This window comes from Kitasatospora sp. NPDC101183, from assembly GCF_044767945.1.
In the GTDB taxonomy this organism is placed as follows: Bacteria; Actinomycetota; Actinomycetes; order Streptomycetales; family Streptomycetaceae; genus Kitasatospora.
The window spans coordinates 1-21653 of the sequence record NZ_JBIWOW010000002.1; the positions used below are offsets into that span (position 1 = coordinate 1).

The 21653-nt window shown below is 74.8% G+C and carries 22 protein-coding genes; 3 read left to right on the plus strand and 19 right to left on the minus strand.

The genetic code is table 11. From position 1 onward, the window contains the following. Positions 1-105: 105 nt before the first annotated feature. The gene (locus ACIRRS_RS02140) at positions 106-333 is read left to right on the plus strand and encodes an ATP-binding protein (RefSeq protein ID WP_402963566.1); all 228 of its coding nucleotides are present in this window, start codon (positions 106-108) and stop codon (positions 331-333) included. Between the two features lie 337 nt (positions 334-670). Here the strand turns inward: ACIRRS_RS02140 and ACIRRS_RS02145 are convergent, their stop codons facing one another. The 7 genes from ACIRRS_RS02145 to ACIRRS_RS02175 all read right to left on the minus strand — a co-directional run bounded on the left by ACIRRS_RS02145 (position 671) and on the right by ACIRRS_RS02175 (position 5925). Then, a complete protein-coding gene (locus ACIRRS_RS02145) occupies positions 671-1132 on the minus strand; it encodes a GNAT family N-acetyltransferase (protein ID WP_402963569.1) in 462 nt (153 codons plus the stop codon). A 10-nt stretch (positions 1133-1142) separates the two neighbouring features. Continuing rightward, a complete protein-coding gene (locus ACIRRS_RS02150) occupies positions 1143-1805 on the minus strand; it encodes a Pr6Pr family membrane protein (RefSeq protein WP_402963572.1) in 663 nt (220 codons plus the stop codon). A gap of 97 nt (positions 1806-1902) precedes the next feature. After that, the gene (locus ACIRRS_RS02155; protein ID WP_402963575.1) at positions 1903-2850 is read right to left on the minus strand and encodes a phosphotriesterase; all 948 of its coding nucleotides are present in this window, start codon (positions 2848-2850) and stop codon (positions 1903-1905) included. Further along, complete coding sequence (locus ACIRRS_RS02160; protein WP_402963578.1) at positions 2847-3344, minus strand: carboxymuconolactone decarboxylase family protein; 498 nt, start codon at positions 3342-3344, stop codon at positions 2847-2849. Before ACIRRS_RS02160 ends, ACIRRS_RS02155 begins: the two co-directional genes overlap by 4 nt. A gap of 17 nt (positions 3345-3361) precedes the next feature. Beyond that, positions 3362-4015, minus strand: a complete 654-nt coding sequence (locus ACIRRS_RS02165) for a DUF4865 family protein (protein ID WP_402963581.1) — start codon at positions 4013-4015, stop codon at positions 3362-3364. Positions 4016-4092: 77 nt separating this feature from the next. Beyond that, positions 4093-4671 carry a TetR/AcrR family transcriptional regulator gene (locus ACIRRS_RS02170; protein WP_402963584.1) on the minus strand — a complete coding sequence of 193 codons (579 nt, stop codon included), beginning with the start codon at positions 4669-4671 and terminating at the stop codon, positions 4093-4095. Positions 4672-4905: 234 nt separating this feature from the next. After that, positions 4906-5925 (minus strand): LLM class flavin-dependent oxidoreductase, encoded by a 1020-nt coding sequence (locus tag ACIRRS_RS02175; protein ID WP_402963587.1) that lies wholly within the window; start codon positions 5923-5925, stop codon positions 4906-4908. 399 nt (positions 5926-6324) lie between these two features. On the opposite strand from ACIRRS_RS02175, the gene ACIRRS_RS02180 reads away from it, so the two are divergent. Then, positions 6325-7314 (plus strand): aldo/keto reductase, encoded by a 990-nt coding sequence (locus ACIRRS_RS02180; protein WP_402963590.1) that lies wholly within the window; start codon positions 6325-6327, stop codon positions 7312-7314. Between the two features lie 248 nt (positions 7315-7562). On the opposite strand, the gene ACIRRS_RS02185 is transcribed toward ACIRRS_RS02180, so the two are convergent. The 6 genes from ACIRRS_RS02185 to ACIRRS_RS02210 form a co-directional block, all read right to left on the minus strand. After that, the gene (locus ACIRRS_RS02185; RefSeq protein ID WP_402963593.1) at positions 7563-8636 is read right to left on the minus strand and encodes an LLM class flavin-dependent oxidoreductase; all 1074 of its coding nucleotides are present in this window, start codon (positions 8634-8636) and stop codon (positions 7563-7565) included. A 3-nt stretch (positions 8637-8639) separates the two neighbouring features. Further along, on the minus strand, positions 8640-9545 hold the full coding sequence (locus ACIRRS_RS02190; RefSeq protein WP_402963596.1) for an ABC transporter substrate-binding protein: 906 nt from the start codon (positions 9543-9545) through the stop codon (positions 8640-8642). A 77-nt stretch (positions 9546-9622) separates the two neighbouring features. Next, positions 9623-10354, minus strand: coding sequence for an ABC transporter ATP-binding protein (locus tag ACIRRS_RS02195; RefSeq protein WP_402963599.1), 732 nt, complete (start codon positions 10352-10354; stop codon positions 9623-9625). Continuing rightward, a complete protein-coding gene (locus ACIRRS_RS02200; RefSeq protein WP_402964644.1) occupies positions 10351-11157 on the minus strand; it encodes an ABC transporter permease in 807 nt (268 codons plus the stop codon). The genes ACIRRS_RS02195 and ACIRRS_RS02200 overlap by 4 nt, the downstream gene beginning before the upstream one ends. 134 nt (positions 11158-11291) lie before the next feature. Further along, the gene (locus ACIRRS_RS02205) at positions 11292-12323 is read right to left on the minus strand and encodes an NrtA/SsuA/CpmA family ABC transporter substrate-binding protein (RefSeq protein WP_402963601.1); all 1032 of its coding nucleotides are present in this window, start codon (positions 12321-12323) and stop codon (positions 11292-11294) included. Positions 12324-12394: 71 nt separating this feature from the next. Then, entirely contained in the window at positions 12395-13414 is a 1020-nt protein-coding gene (locus ACIRRS_RS02210) for an ABC transporter substrate-binding protein (protein ID WP_402963604.1), read from the minus strand. Positions 13415-13942: 528 nt separating this feature from the next. On the opposite strand from ACIRRS_RS02210, the gene ACIRRS_RS02215 reads away from it, so the two are divergent. After that, positions 13943-14740: an IclR family transcriptional regulator gene (locus ACIRRS_RS02215; protein ID WP_402963607.1), complete on the plus strand. Its 798-nt coding sequence runs from the start codon at positions 13943-13945 to the stop codon at positions 14738-14740. Between the two features lie 194 nt (positions 14741-14934). Here the strand turns inward: ACIRRS_RS02215 and ACIRRS_RS02220 are convergent, their stop codons facing one another. From ACIRRS_RS02220 to ACIRRS_RS02245, 6 genes are all read right to left on the minus strand, one after another. Beyond that, positions 14935-15657 (minus strand): winged helix-turn-helix domain-containing protein, encoded by a 723-nt coding sequence (locus ACIRRS_RS02220; protein WP_402963610.1) that lies wholly within the window; start codon positions 15655-15657, stop codon positions 14935-14937. Positions 15658-16211: 554 nt separating this feature from the next. Next, positions 16212-16337, minus strand: coding sequence for a hypothetical protein (locus ACIRRS_RS02225; RefSeq protein WP_402963613.1), 126 nt, complete (start codon positions 16335-16337; stop codon positions 16212-16214). 255 nt (positions 16338-16592) lie between these two features. Beyond that, entirely contained in the window at positions 16593-17144 is a 552-nt protein-coding gene (locus tag ACIRRS_RS02230) for a GTP-binding protein (protein WP_402964647.1), read from the minus strand. Positions 17145-17238: 94 nt separating this feature from the next. Next, on the minus strand, positions 17239-17901 hold the full coding sequence (locus tag ACIRRS_RS02235; RefSeq protein ID WP_402963616.1) for a DUF742 domain-containing protein: 663 nt from the start codon (positions 17899-17901) through the stop codon (positions 17239-17241). An 8-nt stretch (positions 17902-17909) separates the two neighbouring features. Next, entirely contained in the window at positions 17910-18329 is a 420-nt protein-coding gene (locus ACIRRS_RS02240) for a roadblock/LC7 domain-containing protein (protein WP_402963619.1), read from the minus strand. Continuing rightward, positions 18326-21190: a nitrate- and nitrite sensing domain-containing protein gene (locus ACIRRS_RS02245; RefSeq protein WP_402963622.1), complete on the minus strand. Its 2865-nt coding sequence runs from the start codon at positions 21188-21190 to the stop codon at positions 18326-18328. The genes ACIRRS_RS02240 and ACIRRS_RS02245 overlap by 4 nt, the downstream gene beginning before the upstream one ends. Positions 21191-21653: the final 463 nt, after the last annotated feature.

Consider the following 21653-nt stretch of genomic DNA (forward strand, 5'->3'; position numbering starts at 1 on the left):
TTGGCACATTGCACACCACCACCCCGGGCCGGGGGGGGGGCCGGGGGCCGGCGGGGGGGGCGGGGGGGGGGCGGGGGGGGCCCCCCCCCCACGGCGTGGGGTGCCTTGGGCCCGACGAGCCGGGGCGGCGGCCTCACATCCACTGCCCTGGCCGGAGGCAACCAGGCCGAGTTCGCCGCCGCGAACGGCCCGTACCTGTTGCGTCGGCCCTTCGGGCGCTGGGGGGAGACCTTCTCCGCCGACGTCGTCGCGGCCGCGATGATCGACCGCCTGGACCACCACGCCGAGGCCCTCACCCTCACCGGCGACTCCTACCGCACCCAGCACCGCTGAACTACCCGCCCGTCTCCCGGGCGACCTCCTGCCGAGCCGCGGCAATCTCGTCGGCCGTCGACCCGGTCACGCCCGAGTCCGCAGGCCGTTCCAGGCGCGACAGCAAGTCGGCCGAGGCCCGCTTCTGGGAAGGGGGTGACCGGCACGGAGTCGAGGTCCGTGCTCGTCAGCGAGTCGAACAGAACAGCACGATGGCGTCCGCGCGCCACAGAGGCAGAGCGTGCGGGCATCGGGGCGGGGCTTCAGAAGAGGGGTCGGCCCGGCGCGCCGGATCGCCGCCGAGTTCTCCCCGTCCGCGCGCACGGCCGGGGCAGCAGGCATCCCGTGGGGGGCGGCTTCAGAGGAGGGGCTTGGCGAGGGTGAGTTCGGCGCCGTAGTCGGTGAGGAGAGTGAAGCCGTGGCGGTGGTAGAGCGCGAGGGCCGGAGTGTTGGTGGGGAGGGCGGCGAGGTGGAGGGTGGTGGCGTGCTGGGTGCGGGACCAGCGTGCGATCTCGGTGATGAGGGCGTCGGCGACGCCTCGGCCCCGGGCCGGCGGGGCGATCCAGAGGGAGCGCAGTTCGCGGATGTGCGGGGCCGGGCCCGGCATGCCGGCGGCGAGGCCGGCCGGGGTGCCGTCGAGGAGGGCCGCCACCTGGTGGGAGTGCGGGTCGTCGAGGCGGGCGCGCCAGCGCTCCGCGCCGCCGGTGTGCCAGTCGGCGAGGCCGGCCTTGAAGGCGTGGGGCGCGTCGGTGAGGGCGGCGAGGCGCAGGTCGTGCCAGAGGCGGTGGTCGGCGGGAGTGAGTGTGCGCAGGTCCGTCACGGCCGCCAGGCTACGCGCGGGCGTGCCGCCGCCGGACGACGGCCTCGCCGTGCGTACGGCGCCGCGCCGCGAACGCGTTGCCGACGGCCGCGACGGCGCCGCCGATCAGCAGGAACGCCGCCGCCAGCAGGACGCAGGCCCCGGCGACGCGCCGGTAGCCGCCGTGGAGGGCCGGGTCGAGGAAGGGGTACGGGTACCAGTCGACGGCGTGGCCGCGCAGCAGGCTGTACACGAGGTAGAGGAGCGGGAACGCCAGCCAGCCGAGGACCGCCGCGGGGCGGACGCGCCGCTGCGGCGGGTCGATCAGCCAGTCCGCGAGCAGGACCAGCGGCATCGCCCGGTGGACCACGTCGTTGACCCACGGGATGACCTGGAGGTCCGGGTACGTGAGCAGCAGCGTGCCGTACACCAGCCCGGTGATCGCCAGGTAGAGCACCACCGCGCCGCGCACCGCGCCCGGGACGGGGCTGCGGCCGGTGAGACCGGCCCAGCCGCCGTAGCCGAGGACGGCGATCGCGGCGAGGTTGCTCAGGTTGGTGAAGTAGCTGAAGTAGTTGACGACGCCGGTGCTGTCGGTGGCGGCGTGGTAGCCGGAGAAGCAGAGGGCGACGGCCGCGAACGCGGCGACGGCGAGGCGGGCGGGGGCGAGCCAGGGGTGGGGGCGCTGGGGCATCGTCGGATCCGCCTCTCTGGGGCCGGCAGGGCTACTCGGATTGAAACCCGGGTGGCGGCGGGCGGCCACAGGAGGCGGACCGGGCGGGCCCCGGCCCCTACGGCCTGCGCCAGTCGGCGGCGAAGGCGGCGGCCGGGTTGGCGGTGAGCAGGCGGTGGGGCAGGTCGGGGCCGAAGGTGAGGGCCAGGCGCGGGGCGAGGTCGGTGAGCAGGCGGGCGGGGCCGCCGAGGCGGCGGGCGGTGCGGGTGGTGGTGTCGGCGCCGAGGAGGAGGCGGTCGGCGTGGCCGGCGTCGACGAGGTCGGCGATGAGGTCGAAGGCCTGGAGGTCGGCCCGGTGGCCGGGCCGGGAGGGACTGTCGAGGGCGAGGCGGACGCCCTCGGCGGCGAGGGCGCGGTGCGGCGGGCGGTCCGTGAACCGGGTGAGGTGGCCGAGGACGATGCGGTCGGGCGGGACTCCGTGGCGGTCGCGCAGGTCGGCGAGGACCTCGTACGGGTCGCCGGCGGCTTCGAGGTGGACGGCGATCGGGGCGCCGGTGGCGTGGTGCGCCTCGGCCGCCGCCGCGCGGACCCGGCGGGCGTGGTCGGTGGCGGGCCCGGGGTCGTCCGCGATCTTGATCAGGCCGGCGCGGACGCCCTCGGGCGCGCCGGGCAGCCCGGTGGTGAGGTCGGCGACGAAGCGCGCGGCGAGGTCCTCGTACGGGGTGCCGTACGGGGTGGGGTGCGCGCCGTGGTGGACGGCCTGGTGGGTGCCGGTGGCGGCGAGGAGGTGGACACCGGTGGCGCGGGAGAGGGCGGCGAGGTGGGCGGCGCCGCGGCCCATGCCGTACGGGGTCCACTGGACGAGGGCGCGGCCTCCGGCGGCGGCGAAGGCGCGCAGGGTGTCGGTGGCGGCGGCCGGGTCGTCGAGTTCCTCGCCGGGGAGGAGGGGGGTGCGGATGAAGAGGTGGTCGTGGGAGTCGGTGGGGCCGAGGTCGGCGGGGGCTATGTCGCCGAGGACGGTGCGGATGGTGGGGGTGGTGGGGGTGGTGGGGGTGGTGGGGGTCATGCCTGGGCCTGCTCTCCGACGGGCTCCGCCTCGGGCTCGGACTCGAACTCGGGCTCGGGCTCGGCCTCAGGCGCGGGCTCGGCCTCGGGCTCGGCTTCCGCGAAGGTGGCGGTGGCGACGCGGAGTCCGGCGAGGGTCTTGGGGACGCCCACGTACGGGGCGAGGTGGACGATGACCTCGGTGATCTCCTCGCGGCTCAGGCCGATCCGCAGGCTGTTGCGCACGTGGTCGGCGAGCTGGGGCTCGACGCCGCCGAGGGCGGTGAGGGCGGCCAGGTTGGCGATCTGGCGGTCGCGCGGGGCGAGGCCGGGGCGCTGGTAGGTGCCGCCGAAGAGGGCGGTGACGATCCAGTCGGGGAAGCCGGGGGCGATGGCGTCGAGGCCGCCGAGGGTGCGGGAGGCGTGCGGGCCGGCGTAGTCGGCGAGCGTGGCGTAGCCGGCGGAGCGGTCGAGCGGGGCCCGGGTCAGGTCGGCGGGGGCGAGGTCGGGGGTCATGGCGGGGGCGGGTCCTTTCACCAGTGGCGGCCGGCGGGCAGCCGGGTCAGTTCGGGGCGGGAGAGGTGGAGCACCTCGTAGCGGGTGCCGGGGGCGTCCTCGGGGGCGGGGCCGTTCCAGAGGGCGAACCGGAGCAGTTCCCAGCGGCTCGGGTCGACGGCGACGGCCGCGGTGTGCAGGGCCGGGTGCGCGGCGGGGAGTTCGGCGAGGGCCCGTTCGACGGCCCCGGCGGGGTCGGCGGTCCCGGGGAGGCGGACGGTGTCGAGGGTGGCGGTGGTGGGGGTCGGCGCGGGGTTCGGCTGGTGGCCGGTCACCGGTCGGCGAACATCGTTCAGATTCTGTTCGTTGTTCGCCGCATCCTCGCCACCCCTGCCGTGCGCGAGTCCCGCGCCGAGCCAGTGGCGGACGGCGGGGCGCCCGAAGTCGGCGCTGAGGCCGCGGAAGCCGGGGCCCCAGAGGAAGCCGTTCATCCCCTCGGCCGTGCGCCACAGGTAGAACGGCGCGTACTGGTTGACGGGCGAGCCGTCACGGCCGCGCTCGCGGACCAGGTACGCCTTGAGGCCGAGACCCGGGTGGTCGTCGAGCAGGTGGCCGCGTTCGGCGACGCGCCTGCGGATGATCCCCATGTCGTAGTCGGCGGGGAGGGTGATCTCGTACTGCATCGCGTGCACGGCGGGTTCTCCCTGGTCACGGAGCCGGTCGAGTGCTGGTCGAGTGCTTGCCGAGGGCCGGTCGCCGGGCGCGGCGCTTACGGGCGGTCCGGGTCGGTGCGGTGGGCGGCGAGCAGTCCGAGCGCGCCCCGCACCGCCTGGTCGAAGGGCTCCGGGCTGTCGGCGGCGCGGGCGAGGACGTAGCCGCCCTGGACGACGGCGACCACGGCGGCGGCGGTGTCGGCCGGGTCGAGGCCTGCGGCGAACTCGCCCGCCGCCTGGCCCTCGGCGACCAGCTCGGCGATGCGTCCGCGCAGCCAGTCGAAGGTCTCCTCGACGGGGGCGCGCAGCTGCGGGTCGGCGACGACGTCCGGGTCCTGCGCCATCCGGCCCATGCGGCAGCCGCGCAGCACGTCGCGGTCGCGGAGCAGGTAGGCGGCGATGCGGTCGTGGGCGCTGCCGGGGGCGGCGAGGTCGGCCTCGGCGATCGCGCGCATCTGGTCGGCGCTGCGGCGCAGGGCGGCGGCGGCGAGGTCGGGCTTGCCGGTGAAGTGGTGGTACATGCTGCCCTGGCCGACGCCGGAGGCCTGCTGGATGGCCTTGGGGCTGGTGCCGACGTAGCCGCGTTCCCAGAGGAGGGCCTGGGTGCTCTCGATGAGACGGTCCTGTGTGGTCACGCGAGCCACTGTACATACCAGTAGGTACAGAGCGCCAGTACGAATCCGGAGACCTGAGGGCCGTGCGCCGCCCCCCGGCGGCCACGGCCCCTCGACCGTTCGTCATCCCCCGCACCGGGAGCCCGCATTCCGCCACTCCGGGTGGCGCGCGTCACGTCACGCTCGGTGGCTCCGGTGACGGTCCGTGAGGCGCGCGGACCGCAGTGGCGGGCCGGCGTCGAACTCAGGCCGCGGTCACGGCAGTTCGCGCCGGATCACCGGGGCGACCTCGCTCGCGAACAGCTCCAGCTGCTCCCACTGCGCGGACTCGGTCAGGCCGTCCACGCCGATACCGACGACCTCGTTGCCGAAGGCCTCATGGTAGCGGTGGAGCTTCTCGATCACCTGCTGCGGGCTGCCGACCAGGGCGGAGCCTCGCTCCAGCGCGTCCTCCAGCGAGGTGAACGGCGAGTTGTTGTGCTTGCCGGCGGCCGAGTTGACCAGCGCGTCCCAGTACGGGCGGAAGCCCTCGACGGCGTCCTGGGAGCGGCGGGCGAGGAACAGCCCGCCGAAGCTGGAGCCCACCCGGGCCTGCTTCGGGTCGTGGCCGTAGTGCTCCCAGCGCTCGCGGTAGTGCTCCACCAGGGAGCGGTACTTCGCCAGCGGGTGAAAGGAGTTGGCGGAGAACAGCGGGTCGCCGTGGCGGGCGGCGAGGTCGGTGGACTGCGTGCTGGTCGCGCTGCCGTGCCAGACGGGGATCGGCCGCTGGAGCGGGCGCGGCGAGACGGTGGCGTCCGTGAGCGGCGGGCGGGTCGAGCCCTGCCAGGTCACGTTCTCCTCGCTCCAGAGGCGGCGCAGCAGGGCGTAGTTCTCGGCGAGGGCGTCCCACTGGCGCTCCTCCGGGAGGCCGAACAGGCCGAAGTGGCGCGGGTCATTGCCCTTGCCGATGATCAACTCGACGCGTCCGCCTGAGAGTTGGTCGAGCATGGCGTAGTCCTCGGCGACCCGGACGGGGTCCAGGATGCTGAGCACCGTCACTGTGGTGAACAGCCGGATGGTGCTGGTGCGCGCGGCGATGGCGCCGAGCAGCACGGGCGGCGCCGGGGAGAGGAACGGCTCGCCGTGGCGCTCCCCCACGCCGTAGCCGTCGTAGCCGAGCCGCTCCGCGACGACGGCCTGTTCGACGACGTTGGCCAGCTTCTCCTGCGGGCTGTGCCGGGCCCCGGTCACGGGATCGGGGCCGTTGGACACGAGGGACGAGACGAGGAAGCGCACGACGGTCTCCTTCTGTGGGCGCTCGACGGGGGTGCCGCCGCCCGACTCGCGGGCGGGGGCGGGGAGTTGAGGTGACTGCGCATCGCCCCGGAGCGCGCCGGCAGGGGCCGGCCGGGGGGGCGGGCAGCACCGGGGAGAGATGATCGCGGACGGACGGGCCCGGGGGCGGCGTCAGCGAGCGGTGCTGCGACGGCGACAACGACAGCCGCGACGACAGGGGGCGGGGAGGCGTACGGCGGGAAGGCCGGCGACCGTGCTCCGCACCGCCATCACGCCCCCTCCGCTCCGCGCCCGCCCCGCCCGCACCGCGCGCGCACACGATCCTCCGCGAGGATAGGTACCGGCCAGGGTGCGTGCAAGAGCTCGATCGCTCCCGGATCGGCTGGCAGGATGTCCGTCATGAGCTACCTCGCCTCGGATGACCGTTACGCCTCGATGACCTATCGGAAGGCCGGCCGCAGCGGTGTGCGGCTGCCCGCCGTCTCGCTCGGGCTCTGGCACAACTTCGGCGACGCCCAGCCGCTGGACGTCCAGCGCGCGGTCCTGCGCCGGGTCTTCGACCGGGGCGTCACCCACTTCGACCTGGCCAACAACTACGGCCCGCCGTACGGCAGTGCGGAGCGCAACTTCGGGTACCTGTTCGCGCAGGACTTCCGGCCGTACCGCGACGAGCTGTTCATCGCCAGCAAGGCCGGATGGGACATGTGGCCCGGCCCGTACGGGGACGGCGGCAGCCGCAAGTACCTGCTCGCCAGCCTCGACCAGTCGCTCGGCCGGATGGGGCTCGACTACGTCGACGTCTTCTACTCCCACCGGTACGACCCGGAGACCCCGATCGAGGAGACGATGGGGGCGCTGGACCAGGCCGTGCGCTCGGGGAAGGCGCTGTACGCGGCGATCTCCAACTACCCGGCGGAGCAGCACCGCGAGGCGGTGGCGATCCTGCGGGAGATGGGCACCCCGGTGCTGCTGAACCAGGCGGTGTACTCGATCCTCAACCGGGGGGTGGAGGAGGGGGTGCTGGACGCCGTGGGCGACACCCAGACCAGCCTGATCGCCTACTCCCCGCTGGCGCAGGGGCTGTTGACCGACCGCTACCTCTCGGGGGCGGTGCCGGCCGGCTCGCGGATGTCGGTGGGCAAGTTCCTGCGGGAGGAGGCGCTGACCGGGGCGAAGCTGGAGCAGCTGCGCGCCCTGAACAAGGTCGCCGAGGGCCGTGGGCAGACCCTGGCGCAGCTGGCGCTGTGCTGGGTGCTGCGGGACCCGCGGGTGGTCTCGGTGATCATCGGGGCGAGCAGCGTCGCGCAGCTGGACCAGAACCTCGACGCGCTGGCCGGCGGGCCGCTGACGGCGGAGGAGCTGGCGGAGATCGACCGCCTGAGCCTCTGAGGCGCCGGGGCGGGGCGGGGCGGCGGACAGCTGACGACCGGCGGCGAACAGATGACAGATTTCATCATCTGTCGATTGTTCGCTGTCAGTTGTCATCTGTTATCCGTTCACTGACATCTGTTCGCTGAATTCTGTCCGCTGAACTCTGTTCGCTGGCAGCTGTTGGTTAGAACTCCGTCAGCCGACGCCCGGTCGTCGACCGCTGCCCGCCGCCGCCCCGCCCGGCCCCGCCGCCTGCCCACCCTGCGTCAGCGCTTGATGCCCAGGGCGGGCAGAACCGTTTCTGCAACCCGGTGCGCCTCCTCCAGCAGCGGGTTCCCCGAGAGGATGAAGGTTTCCACACCCAGGGACTCGAACTCCTTCAGCCGCTCGATCACCTGCGCCGTCGAGCCCACCACCGCCGTGCCGGGGCCCGGCCGGAACAGGCTCATCCCGGGCCACAGGTTCGGGTAGGACTCGAGCTCGCGGGCCCGGGCCGGGACCTTGCCGCCGTGCTGGCGGAACTGCCGCTGCCAGCCGACCCCGTCCTCCCCCTTCGCCTCGCCCAGCTGCCGCGCGTACGTGGCCTCGCTCGTCACGTCCAGCAGCCGGTCGGCGGCCGCCCAGGCCTCGTCCTCCGTGTCCCGGACGATCAGGTGCAGCCGCAGCCCGATCCGCAGGCTCCGGCCGTGGGCGGCTGCGCGCTCGCGCACCAGGTCGAGCTTCTCCTTGAGCAGGTGCGGCGGCTCGCCCCAGGTGAGGTAGACGTCCACGTGCTGCGCCGCCATCTCGATGCCGGCCGCCGAACTGCCGCCGAACCAGAGCGGGATGCCGCCCGGCTGCACCGGGGTGAGATCGCGCAGGCTCGCGCCCGCGTTCCTCAGATCGTAGAACTCGCCCTTGTGGTCGAAGACTTCGCCCGCCGTGAGGCGCTTGACGATCGACCAGTACTCGGCGCTCAGCCGGTAGCGGTCGTCGTGCTCCACGTCGAGGCCGTACTCGCGCAGCTGCGCGGTGGAGCCGTTGACCACGTTGAACCGCAGCCGCCCGCCGTGCAGGTGGTCGAAGCTGAGCGCCATCTTCGCCAACAGCGTGGGCGACACCAGCCCCGGATGGACGGCCAGCAGCGGCTTGAACGCCGGGGTGGTGGTGGAGGCGAGGGCGCTGCCGAGGTTCCACACGTCGTACAGGTCGGTGGCCAGCAGGGCGCCGGTGTAGCCCAACCGCTCGACGCTGCCCGCCAGTTGCTGGAGGTAGCGCAGGTCGACGGGCCGGCGCCCGGCCGGCTCCCACGGGTAGTGGCCCTCGCGCGGGATGATGTACCAGAGGACTTCGGAGGCCACGGCTCAGACCGCCTTCGCGAGCGCGGCCGCCACCGGGCCCTCGAGGGCGGGCAGATGGGCGTCGGCGACGGTCAGCGCGCGGTCGACGAACCCGACCCGGTGGAAGATGTCCGCGGCCTCCTGCTGCTCGGCGACGAACCCGGCGGTGGCGGGCTCGAGGCGCCAGGGCAGCGCCGTCAGGGCGGCCCGCCAGTCGGCGGCCTCCCCGCCCAGCTCCTCGGCCGCGACGGCGGCGGCCTCCTCCGGGTGGGCGGCGGCCCAGGCGTCCGCCCGGCCCAGGGCGGCGGCGATCGCGGCGACGACCTCCGGCCGGTCGGTGGCGAAGTCCCGGCGGGTGAAGAACACCGAGCGGTCGGTGATGACGTCGCCGGTGCGGACCAGCTCGCGGAACCCGCCGCTGCGGCGGGCGGCGGCCAGCTCGGCACCCTGGGCGATCCACCCGAGGATCTCGCCGTCGCGCAGCCGCGCGGCCTGGTCCACCCCGGCCTCGGGGCGGGCGGGGGTGACGTCCTCGCCGTACGAGAGCCCCTGCGCGTCCAGGGCCTTGGCGAGCAGGTGGGTCTGCCAGGAGCCGATGCCGAGGACGACGGTGCCGCCCTTGAGGTCGGCCACCGCCTTCACCGGGCCGGAGTCCAGGACGAGGAGGGCACCGTGGTCCGGGCGGGGCGCGGACACGGCCGCGTACACCAGGTCGTGGCCCGCCGCCTGCGCGGTGATCGGCGGGGTGGAACCGGTGCCGCCGAAGTCGATGGTGCCGTCCGCGAGCAGGGCGCCGGTGCGAGTGCCGTCCTTGTAGTGGTGGAACGCGCCGGTCTCGCCGAGCGGCGCCAACTCCTCGTCCAGGTAGGGAAGTCGGGCGAGGTAGTAGAGGGAGGGGTTGCTGGCGTGGACGCCGAGGGTCACGGTCATGGGTTCAACTCCGGTGGTGCGACGGGTGGTCGGGGCGGATGATCAGGGCGGGTGATCGGGACGGGTGATCGGGACGGTCAGTGGACGCCGAGGTCGGCGAGCAGGCGGGTGCGCAGAGCGGCGAAGGCGGGGTCGGCAGGGTCCCGGGGGCGTTCGACGGCGACCGCCTCGTCGCGGACGAGGTGGCCTCCCCGCAGGACGGCGACGCGGTCGGCGAGGCGCACGGCCTCGTCCACGTCGTGGGTCACGAGCAGCACGGCCGGGCGGTGGCGGCGGACGAGGTCCCCCACCAGGTCCTGCATCCGCAGCCGGGTGAGCGCGTCGAGAGCGGCGAACGGCTCGTCGAGGAGCAGCAGTTGGGGCTCGCGCACGAGCGCCCTGGCCAGGGCCACGCGCTGCGCCTCGCCGCCCGAGAGGGTGGCCGGCCAGGCGTCGGCGTGCTTCTCCAGGCCGACCTCGGCGAGCGCCCTGAGCCCGGTCTCCCGGGTGGCGGCGCCGCGCGGCAGGCCGACGGTGACGTTGGCCAGCACCCGCTTGGACGGCACCAGCCGGGGCTCCTGGAACACCACCGTCCGCACCGGCGGCACGAGGACGGTGCCGGAGTCCGCCTGGTCGAGCGCGCCGAGGATGCGCAGCAGGGTGGTCTTGCCGGTGCCGCTGGCGCCGAGCAGGGCGACGAACTCGCCGCGGGCGATGGACAGGTCGACGCCGTCGAGCACGGTCCGGCTGCCGAACTCCCGCCGCAGGCCGCGCAGATGGACGGCAGGGACGGCGGGGGCGGCCTCGGTGGTGGTGGGACTCGTGGTCATCGGGCTGCTCCCTGGACGGCCTGGCGCCACGGCATCAGGAGGCGTTCCAGGGTGCGGACGAGGAGGTCCGCGGCGAGGCCGAGCAGCCCGTAGATCAGGATGCAGACGGCCAGGACGTCGGTGCGCGAGTAGTTCTGCGCCTGGGCCATCAAGTACCCGATGCCCTCGGTGGAGTTGATCTCCTCGGCGGCGATCAGGGCGATCACGCTGAGCGTCATGGACAGCCTCAGCCCGGAGAGCAGCGCGGGCAGCGCACCGGGCAGGACCACGGTGCGCACGATCGCCCAGCGGCCGAGGCCGAAGCTGTGCATCGCCTCGACCAGCTTGCGGTCGGTGCTGCGCACCCCGCCGGAGGCGGAGACGTACATCGGGAAGCTGGTGGCGACGCCGATCAGGGCGATCTTGGCGGTCTCGGTGATGCCGAACCACACCATGAACAGCGGGACGAGCGCCAGGAACGGGACGGTGCGCAGGACTTGGATCGCCGAGTCCAGCAACTCCTCGCCCAGGCGGGTGAATCCGGTGACCACGCCCAGGACGAGGCCGACGGAGGCGCCGAAGAACAGGCCGATCCCGGCGCGGGTGAGGGAGACGGCGAGGGCGTCGGTCAGCTGGCCGTTGCCCCACAACTCCCCCACCGCTTCCGCGACCTGGGCGGGCGAGGCCAGTACGTCCTGGGTGAGCGCGCCGGTGGCGGAGGCGATGGACCAGGTGGCGAGCAGGGCCAGCGGCCCGAGGGCGCGCAGGGTGAGGGCGAGCGCGCGCGGCCGGGGTCGGCGGCGCCTGGCCTGCGGGGCGACCAGGCCTGCGGCGAGCGCGGCCTCGGTGTCGGCCGGGGTACCGGCGCCCTTACCCACGGCGCCCTTACCCACGGCCCCCTCACCCACGGCGGGATCACCCACGGCGGCCTCGACGGCGGAAGCGGCGGAGACGGCGGTCACTTGGCACCGTCGCCGAGCTTGTCGACGTCCACCAGGTACGGCTTGACGTCCACCAGTTGCTTGGTGACCTTCTGGTCGGCGAAGAACCTGGCGACGACCCCGAAGCGCGCGGTGTCGGCCTCGGAGATCACGTCGGCGACGGCGCCCTGGCGGCTGACGTTCACCGCGACCTCCTTCTCCGCCGGCGTGACGGCGGTCGGGCCGGCGTCGGTGAAGACGTTGAGGTAGCCGGCCGGATCGGCCTTCTCCTTCCGGCCGTTGTCGCGCAGGTAGGCGTAGAAGGCCTTCACCACCTCGGGGTGCTTGTCGGCGAAGCCGTTGCGCACCGCCCAGACGGCGTAGTTGTCGGAGCCGATCTCCTTGCCGTTGACGAGGAAGTGGGCCCCGGCGTTGGCGATGGCGGGGGTGGAGAAGGTGTTCCACGTCGCCCAGGCGTCCACCTGGCCGGAGTTGAAGACCCCGGAGGTCTGGTCGGCGCGCAGGTAGACCCGCTCGACCTTGTCCGCCGGGACGCCGTTCTTCTCCAGCGCCTTGAGCAGCAGGTACTCGCTGGTGCCGCCCTGGGAGACGGCCACCTTCTTGCCCGCCAGGTCCTGGACGGACTTGATGGAGGAGTCGTTCTTGACCAGGATCCCCTCGCCGACGCCGTCGGGCGCGGTCTGGGCGAAGAGCTTGAAGCCCGGCTTCTGGGCGAGCGCGGCGACCGCCGAGGTGATCGAGCCCTGGGCGATGTCCAGCTGGTCGGCGGAGAGGGCCTGCGCGGCGGGGGCGAACGGGCCTGCGCTGCCCGTCCAGGCGACCTTGGCGTGGACGGCGGCGAGGGCCTGGTCGAGCGAGCCGTCCTTCTTGCCCCGGGCGAGGAAGCCGTTGTTCCCGGGGTCGGGCAGCCGCAGGACCACGTCGGCCGCCGCGCCGCCCCCGGCGGAGGCCTTGGCGCCGTCGGCGGACGAGCCGCAGGCGGCCAGGGTGGTGGTGGCGAGCAGCGCGGTGGCGGCGAGGGCGAGGCGGCGGGAGGCGGAGGGGGTCATGCGAGGTACTCCAGGGGAGGTCGGGGGAGGCAAGGAGACAGGGCGGGGCAGGGAGAGGACGGAGGCAAGTCTCAGACTGCCCGCCGCGCACGCAGCAGGTCGCGAGCGGCGCGCAGGGGCTCGGGGTCGGCCCAGGTGGCGACGTCCACCGGGGAGGCGAGGAAGCCCCACTCCCTCAGGAACCGTTCCTGCTGCGCCAGCAGGTCCAGCCGCTCCCCCGACAGGTCCAGGTGGAGGGTGCGGTGCCCGCCGGCCGCGTAGGCCCCGGCGACGCCCTCGGCGCCCGCGCCCGTCTCGGCCTGGAGGATCCGGGCCACCTCCTCCGGCCGGTCGGCCGCCCAGTCGGCGGCGTCCAGCAGGACGGCCAGGAAGCGGGCCACCAGGTCGGGCCGCTCGTCCAGCAGCCGCTGGTGGACCGTCACCGGCCGGGGCGTGCCGTTGTTGACCCGGGCCCGGCGGTCCTCCAGGGCGTCCAGGTCCACGGCGACCTCCGCGCCGATCCGGCGGGCCGCCTCCACGGCGAGCGCGCCCTTCACGTACACGGCGTCCACGAGGCCGTCCCGCAGCGCGGCCAGCTCGCCCGCCCACTGCCCGCCGCCGGGCGGCGCGGGGACGTCCACCAGAACGGCGTCGTCGAGGGTGAGCCCGGCCCGGCCGAGGGCGCCGTGGAAGCCGGCCAGGGCCATCGCCCGCCAGAAGTCGATGCCGATGCCATGATGTGGGACGGCCAGCCGCAGCCCGCGCAGCTGTGCGGGCTCCGTGATCCCGCTGCCCGCCCGGACGAGCACCACCTGGCGCTCCTCGATCCAGGTGAGCCCGATCAGCCTGGTCGCCTCGCCGCGCGAACGCGCCCACAGCGCCGGGACGTTGCCGCCCTCGCGGAACAGGCCGGTGAGGGCGTGGGTGTAGTGGTGGTCGGCGGCGACCTCCGGCGGGGCGTCCTGGAGGGAGCGGACGGTGATCCCGTCGGCGGCGAACTCCTCGGCGAGCCAGCCCTGGTCGGCGGCGATGCCGGTCGCGGTGGGCACCGGGCAGCGGGTGAACCAGAGGGTGTCGGGGGCGATGAGGTCGGAGCTGGTACGGCTGGACACGGGGCGTGGTCCTCTGCGGAGGCGGAGTGGAAGGGAGCGGAGTCGAAGAGGGCGGGGGTGGGAGCGAGCGGGGCGACGGGGCTCACCGGCGGCGCACCCGGCCACGGGGGCACGGGGGCTGCGACGGCGCGCGGAAGGGCGTCAGCGACAACAGGCGCAGGTCGGGGAACACCGGTGCGTCGTCACGGTGCTTCTCCCTCCTGCGTTTCGGCCCCACCGGAACCGGGTGTTCGGGGGCGATGCCAGGAGCGTTCCACGGCGGCGGAGCCCGGGGCAAGGCTTTGCCACATGGTGGGATCTGTTGTTCATCAACGCCATCCCATTGCAACTCCGCCGACACAATCCCGCAGCACCCGCTGCCCTAACCTGAGATCACCTCAGGGGAAACCCCCGGACTCCCGCGCCGAACTCCCTTGTGGAACAACCGAACAGTTGAACAGCCGAACAGTCGGTCAGCTGGCCAGTGGGTCAGTGGTCAGTTAGTCAGTTGGTCAGCCGAACCGAAGAAACGAAGAAACGCGAGGTGCCATGGCCGAGGCCGCGACCGCCGCCGTCCGGAATCCGCCGGCCGGCGCGCAGGCCGTCCAGCGCGCGCTCGGGCTGCTGCACTGCTTCCACGACAACGGCCCGGACCTGAGCGCCTCGGACCTGGCCCGCCGGATGGACCTCTCGGTGTCCACCGCGCACCGCCTCGCCCGTACGCTGGTGAGCGCCGGGTTCCTGGAGCAGGACGAGCAGACCGCCCGCTACCGGCTCGGACCGGCCGTCGCCGAACTCGGCCAGCTCACCTTCCACCAGCGCGGACTCCACCTGGCCGCACCGGAGTTGGCCAGGCTCGCCGAGCGCACCAAGGCCACCGCCGACCTGGCCATCCGCAGCGGCCCGCACGCGGTGATCCTGGTGGGCGGCTCCGTCCGCCCGGACACCGGCCTCGGCCTGCGCCGTCCGCTGCACTCCACGGCGCTCGGCAAGGTGCTGCTGGCCTGGCCGCGCCCGGGTGAGGAGGGCGCGCCCGTGGAGCTCGGGGGCCTCAGCCCCCTCACCCCCTTCACGGACCGGACGATCACCGAACCGGCGCTGCTGGACGAGGAGTTGGCGAAGGTTCGGGATCGCGGCTACGCCCTCAACGACGGCGAGTCGGCCGCCGGGGTGCGCACGGTCGCGGTGCCCGTCCTGGACGCCGCCGGGCAGGCCCGCTTCGCGCTGGCCGTCCGCTCGACCCCGGCCCACCTCACCGACGACCGCCTGGACGGGTTCCTGCACCACGCCCGCGCCTGCGCCGGCGCCCTGGCCGTCCTCCTGCTGCCGCCCGACCAACGCGCCTGACCGACGCACCTGGCCGGCAAGCCCGACCAGCAGGCCCGACCAGCAGGCCCGACCAACGCGCCCGACCAGCGGGCCCAACCGGTGGACCCCGGGCACCGAGAAGCCCAACGGGCTACGGCGGACCGCCCGTTGGACGTCGCGTCCGGGGGGCGGCCCGCCGTAGCGGTGCCGTTCAGCTGTTCAGGTACCGCGTGTCAGCTCGCCGGGGTGTACTTGTAGCCGACCCGACGCACCGTCACGATGCTGTCGCGGTAGGCCTCCCCGAGCTTGCGCCGCAGCCGGGCGACGTGCACGTCGACCGTCCGGCCGTCGCCGACGTGCCCGTACCCCCACACCGCCGAGACCAGGTGGTCCCGGGTGTGCACCCGCTGCGGGTGCTCGGTGAGGTGCGAGAGCAGCTCGAACTCCAGGTAGGTCAGGTCGAGCAGCCGCCCGTCCACGTAGGCGTTGCGCCGCTCGGTGTCGACGGTGATGCCCCGCCCGACCGGACGGACCGGCCGCGGCGACGGCACGGTGGGCGCCGCGGGGACGACCGGGGCGACGGGCGCCACGGAGGCGATGGAGGCCACGGCGGGAGCCGCGTTCTCCGCCGGCACCAGCACCAGGTACCCGACCATCGGCTGGCCCGCCGCACCGGCGAACTGCCCGCCGTACTGGGCGAGCAGGCCCTGCGGCAGCACGCCCTGCGGCAGGGCGGCCACGACGGTCGCCCCCTCCGGCAGTGCGGCGAGCAGCGCCTGCGGCGGGACGGGCACGGCCGGGGCGACGGGCGCGGCGGGCCCGGCCGGGGCGGCCTGCGGAATCGGGGAGGCCGCCGGACGGGCGTGCCCCGCAAGGGAGTTGGGGAAGGACCGGACGGCCCGCAGGTGCGGGGTCGCGGCGGGGAGGGGAAGGGTGGCCGTGGAGGAGGAAGACATGGGACCGCTCATTTCGCGCGTGACGGACGGGGTGGAGTCGTCTTGCGCGTCGACCGGGGCTGCGCCGTTGCCGGCTCGGGGGTGAGACCGAGTCAGCGGGCGGAGTGCCGGGACGCGCCGGGCGAGCCCGGACACGTCTGGTCGAACAGGTGCGGCTGCCGCGAGGGCCAGAACGGCTCGAGGTCCGTGAGGCCCGTACGGCCCGAACCGCCGTGCAGGGGACGGGAGTCCGCGGCGCGGCGACCGCACCCGCTCGTCCGGCCGTACCAGTGGGCGCGGGTGCGGCCGGGCCGGTCGCCGGCGGGCATCGCGGGTGCCGACCGCCCGGGCGTGCGGGGTCGGCGGCCGGCGGTGCCGGGGGCGGCTGGTCTGGAGCAGTCGTTGTTCACTGGTGGTCTCTCCGCGAGGCGGGGCCGGTTACGGGAGGCCGCGGACGCGGGAGCGGGTGGTCCGCCTCGGTCCGCCACGGCCTGGTCGACGGGATCGGCGGCACGTCGGAGGGCGGCCGAGCGGGCTCGGTGCCTGGGGCGTACCGCGGGAATGGGGTCGGCCGGTCAGCGACAACAGGCGCTGCAGATCAGCGCGTGGTCGATGTAGCGGCGGACGGTGAGCACCGGGGCCACGGCGGCTGACATCCGGGAGGCGGGTGCGGTGGTGGCGCGTCGTCGGTCGACGGTCATCCTGCTGCCCTCCCCCTTCATCCTGCCCTCGGTCCGCGCGGCGGGCCCCTGCCTCGGGTGCGCGCCGGCGTCGCCTCACCGGTTCGTCGAAGGCCGGACGGCCACGCCGGTACGGCGTCGCCCTCCCCACGGCACGACCGGGGGCGGCCTTCGTCCACAGAGCCTTCCACGGCCGGGGCGGTCTAGGCAACCTTCCGGGCCCCGGGCGTCCGGCATTCGGACACTGGAATGAGACGCCGAACGACCAACCGCAGGTCAGGCCTGTGCGGGGTGTGCTCGACGGCGGCTCGCGGCGGCGTGCTCGACCAGGGTGACCAGGACCTCCTTGCCGTCCTCGCGCCGCCGGGCGTCGCAGAGCACGACGGGGATCGCGGGGTCGAGGTCGAGCGCCTCGCGCACCTCCTCGGGGGCGAACCGCTCGGCGCCGTCGAAGCAGTTGACGGCGACGACGAAGGGGATGCCGCGCTGCTCGAAGAAGTCCACGGAGGGGAAGCAGTCGGCCAGGCGCCGGGTGTCCGCGATGACCACCGCGCCGAGCGCGCCCCGGGCCAGCTCGTCCCAGACGAACCAGAACCGGTCCTGCCCGGGCGTGCCGAACAGGTAGAGCGCGAGGCCGGGGCGCAGGTCGATCCGGCCGAAGTCCATCGCGACCGTGGTGGTGCGCTTGGCCTCCACGCCCGAGGTGTCGTCGACGGGGCGGCCGAGTTCGCTCAGCTCCTCCTCCGTGCGCAGCGGGCGGATCTCGCTGACCGCGCCGACCAGCGTGGTCTTGCCGGCTCCGAAGCCCCCGGCGACGAGGATCTTCACGGCGGCGGTGGGGCCGCCCGGCCAGCGCGGGCCGGCGACGGCGGAGCGGCCGGGGCCCGGGGAGTCGGAGCGCACGGTGTCGGAGCGCACGGTGTCAGAGCGCACGGAGTCCATTGATCACGTCTCGCAGCAGTCGCTCGTCCGGCAGTTCGGCGAGCGGGACGGGTCGGGTGACGCTGATGAGGTCCGCGTCGTAGAGGTCGCCGAGCAGGACCCGCACCACGCTGACCGGGAGGTCGGTGTACGAGCCCAGCTCGGCGACGGACAGCGGTTCGCGGCGGCACCAGGCCAGGATGGTCTGGTGCTCCGGGTCGAGGACGTGGGCGGGCACGGCCCCCGCGGCCGGGCCCGGCTCGACGGCGGTGATCAGCGAGATCAGGTCGAACAGGCCGTCCTCGACCGGCCGGGTGCGGCCCCTGGTCATCGAGTAGAGGCGCACGACGGGGCCGGCCTCGTCGTCGAACCAGTGCGCCTCCCCCGCCGGGGTGCGCGCACGGAAGAGGTCGACCCCGGGGTCGTCCTCCTCCGCCTCCCCGGCGGTGGCCGGGTCGTCGAACACCGCCGAGGCGGCCGGGCCGTCCGGCGCCGCGCGCACGGCCCGGACGACCGGCGCCCCGGGTGCCTCCGGTACGTCGCGCACCTCCGGCACCTCGTGTACTTCCGGCATGCCCGGCATGCCCGGCATGCCCGGTGCATCCGGTACGACCCGGACGACCGGCACCTGGGGCCCGTCCGCCGCGCCCTTCGAATCCGCCATCGGACCGCTTACCTCCCGGGAGGCGCGGCGTCGGTGCGCGGCTCGGCGGCCATGTGCTCGCCGACCCGCTTGACCAGCAGCGCCATCTCGTAGGCGATCTGGCCGATGTCCGCCTCGGCCTCGCTCAGTACGGCCAGACAGCTGCCGTCGCCGGCGGCCGTGATGAACAGGAAGGCCTCGTCCAGCTCCACCATGGTCTGGCGGACGCCGCCGACCTTGAAGTGCCCGCCGGCGCCCTTGGCAAGGCTGTGGAAGCCCGCCGCGACGGCGGCCAGGTGCTCGGCGTCCTCGCGGTCCAGGCCGCGGGAGGCGCCGGTGGCGAGGCCGTCGTTGGAGAGGATCACCGCGTGCCGCAGCGCCGCCACACGGCCGACGAGGTCGTCCAGGAGCCAGTTGAGGTCGCCGGGCGGCTGCGTCGAAGTGGTCATGAGTCAGTTCCTTCCGCTGGAGCGGGTGGTGCGGGTGAATCCGGCGCTGAGGGTGGCGCCGGTGTTGCGGGAGTCGTGAACGGCCCGTGGGCCCCGGGCCGCAGCGGTACGGCGGGCGGGCCGGACGGGGTCCGGCGGGCGAGCGCGGCGCGCGGGCCCGCGTCGTCCGCCGGGGCGGGCAGGGCGGCCGGGGCGGGCGCCGGGCTGATGGCCCGACGGGTCGGGTCGGGCGGCTGCCAGGCCGGTACGGGCCAGGCGGCCCTCCCCGGCGCGCTGCCGTTCCCGGAGGCGGACGGCCCGGAGGCGGACGGCCCCGGGGTGCCGCGCCCGCGCGTGAAGCCCCGCTGGAAGGAGGCGAAGGTCGCCCGCGCCTCCTCCGGCGAGCGCTCGCGCGCCTCCCGGGCCCCGTCCGTCCCGTCGGGTCCGTCCCCCTCGGTGCGGAATCGTTCCGTCCGCTGTTCCTTGAGCTGCGGGGCCAGGTTCGCCTGCCGGACGCGCCGGGGCAGCCCGCCCTCCGTCCGCGATGTCCGGGATGCGGACACGGGCGTGGACGTGGGCGTGGACGTGGACACGGGCGCCGCGTCGTCGATCGGAGCAGCGTCAGCCGCCGCGGCCTCCTCCGGCCGCCGGTGCCGCCCCGACCCGAGCGAGGACCCCGGCGCGCCGTCCGAGGGCGCCCCGGGCCCGGGGACGAGCACCGGCCCGCCCCGCCCGCGCGCCGCCCGTCGAGGCAGCCCGCCCGCCGTCCGCCCGGCGTCGGGCGCGGAGGGCCGGGGGCCTCCGGCCGTCCGGTGCCTGCCGCCGGCCCCGGCACCGGCCCCGGCACCGCCGCCCGCACCGTTGGCCGAACCGCCGCCCGTACGCGCAGCCCCGTCCGCGGGAGCCGCGGCCACCACCGCCAGGTCCCGCTGCCCGCGCCGCGCCGCCGCCGCGCCGCCGGCCCCGGGCGGCTCCGCCCGTCCGTCCGGCGCCTCGGCGAGCAGCTCGCGCGGGATCAGCACCACGGCCGTCGTCCCCCCGAACGGCGAGGGCCGCAGGTGGACGCGGATGCCGTGCCGCCGCGCGAGCCGGCTGACCACGAACAGCCCCAGCCGGTCGGTGTCGGCCAGGTCGAACTCCTGCTCCACGGCGAGGCGTTCGTTGATCTCGGCGAGCAGCTGCTCGCTCAGCCCGAGCCCCCGGTCGTCGATCTCCAGCGCGAAGCCGTGCGCCACCACCTCGCCCTGGACGGTGACCTGGGTGTTCGGCGGGGAGAACACGGCGGCGTTCTCCACGAGTTCGGCCACCAGGTGCGTCACGTCGGCGACGGCGCTGCCGAGCAGCCCCGTGCCGGGGAAGGGCCGCACGGTGACCCGGGCGTAGTCCTCGACCTCGCCGACGGCCGCGCGCACCACGTCCACCATCCGCACGGGCTTGCGCCAGGCGCGCCCGGGCGAGCCGCCCGCGAGGATGATCAGGCCCTCGGCGTGGCGGCGCATGCGGGTGGTGAGGTGGTCGACCTTGAAGAGGTCCTCCAGCTCGGCCGGGTTCTCGGTGCGCCGCTCCATGGTGTCGAGCAGGGTGAGCTGGCGGTGGAGCAGCACCTGGCTGCGCCGGGCGAGGTTGACGAAGACGGCGGAGACGCCGCGCCGCAGCTCGGCCTGTTCGACGGCGGCCTCGACGGCGGCGCGCTGGACGGCGTTGAAGGCCTGGCCGACCTGCCCGATCTCGGCGTCCCCGAAGTGGAGTTCGGGTGCCTCGGCCGCCACGTCCACGGCCTCGCCCCTGCGCAGCCGCAGCATGACGGAGGGCAGCCGGGCGCCGGCGAGCTCGTTGGCCGCGTTGCGCAGGCCGATGAGCTCACGGGCCAGTCCCCGGCCGATGCGCAGCGAGATGACGATGGAGAGGACGACGGCGATCAGGCCGACGGCTCCGGCGATGCCGCCGCGCAGCAGGGCGGACATGGCGGCGTCGTGCTGGCGGTCGTCGAGGCCGGCGGCGATGCGGGCGTTGATGGCGGCGAGGTCGCCGAGGGAGTGGTCGGCGGTCTCGCGCCAGTTGTCGCCGGCGAGGGCCTGGGCGACGCGGTCGGGGCCGGCGGCGCCGGTGAAGTCGGCTTCGGCGCGGGTGAGGGCGGACCAGGCGTCGCCGCCGCGCAGGGCCACGTAGTCGGCCTGGTCGGCGGGGTCGAGTTCGGCGACGTAGACGGTGAACAGGGCCTGCTGGTTGTGCAGGGCGTCCATGGCGACCTGGTACTGCTCGGCGGTGGGCCGGGAGGTGCTGGTGCGCAGGCCCTCCATGGCCGCGTCCTCCTGGGCGAGGTACTCGCGGGCGCGGATGAGCTCGATCAGGATGGTGCCCTGGCGCGGGAGTTGGCCGCTCTGGCGGGCGACGAAGGCGGAGCGGAAGCCGAAGACGGGCTTGACGAGGTCGCCGTACTGGGCGAGTGCGAACTCCCAGTTGAGCGCGGCGCGGGAGACCTGGGCGCGCAGCGGGCCGAGCTGGTCGGCGGCGGCGAGGATCTGCAGGTAGCGGCCGCGCTGGCCCTGGGAGAGCCGGCCGCCGGAGTGGTCCTTCTTGTCCCGCAGCACGTCGAGGCTGTGGTCGGTGGCGGCCCGGGCGCGCTCGAAGCCGTCCTTGGCGACGGGCGAGTTGGGGTCGGCCAGCCGGCGCACGGCGGCGCGGCGCTCGTTCTGCAGGTCGGCGGTGTACTGGTCGACGGGGCCGCCGAACTCCTTGTACGTACGGCTGATCTCCAGCTGGTTCCAGACGTCCCCGGTGGTGGCGACGGTCGCGTACGCCCACAGGGCGGTGAGCGCGACGATGGGCACCAGGAGCAGCGCGATGATCTTCGCGCGGATCGAGCTGCTGCGCAGACGCATGGAGTCCTCGGTCGGGAGTGTGCCAGGCGCGGGCCGGTCGGCGTGGACGGTGCTTCGGCGGTGGGGGGGTGTGGGGGTGGGGCCGGGGGTTCGTCGGATCGGGCCTGGCCGGGGGCCCGGCCGCAGGTCTGCGCGACTCTACTACGCCCTGACCACTCGTTCGAGGGTCGAATTCCTCCACTCTTCCCGCTTGCGCGGGACACGTCAGATTCGGCCCGCGATCGCCGCCCCGCAGCGCCCCTTTCCTCCCGTTCCGACCGTTTCGCGAGCGTTTCGCGACCATTCCGCGAGCGTTCGCGGGCGGAGGGCGGACCGGCAGCGCCTCCACCCGATCTCCCCCGCCCGGGCACTCCTCGTCCGGATCGGTGCCGATCTCGTCGCCTCCCGGTCACAACCCTGGGCAGTGGCAGGGCGATCCGGTAGTTTCGCTGCACCCGCACGACCGGGTGCGACCGGCAGGCGT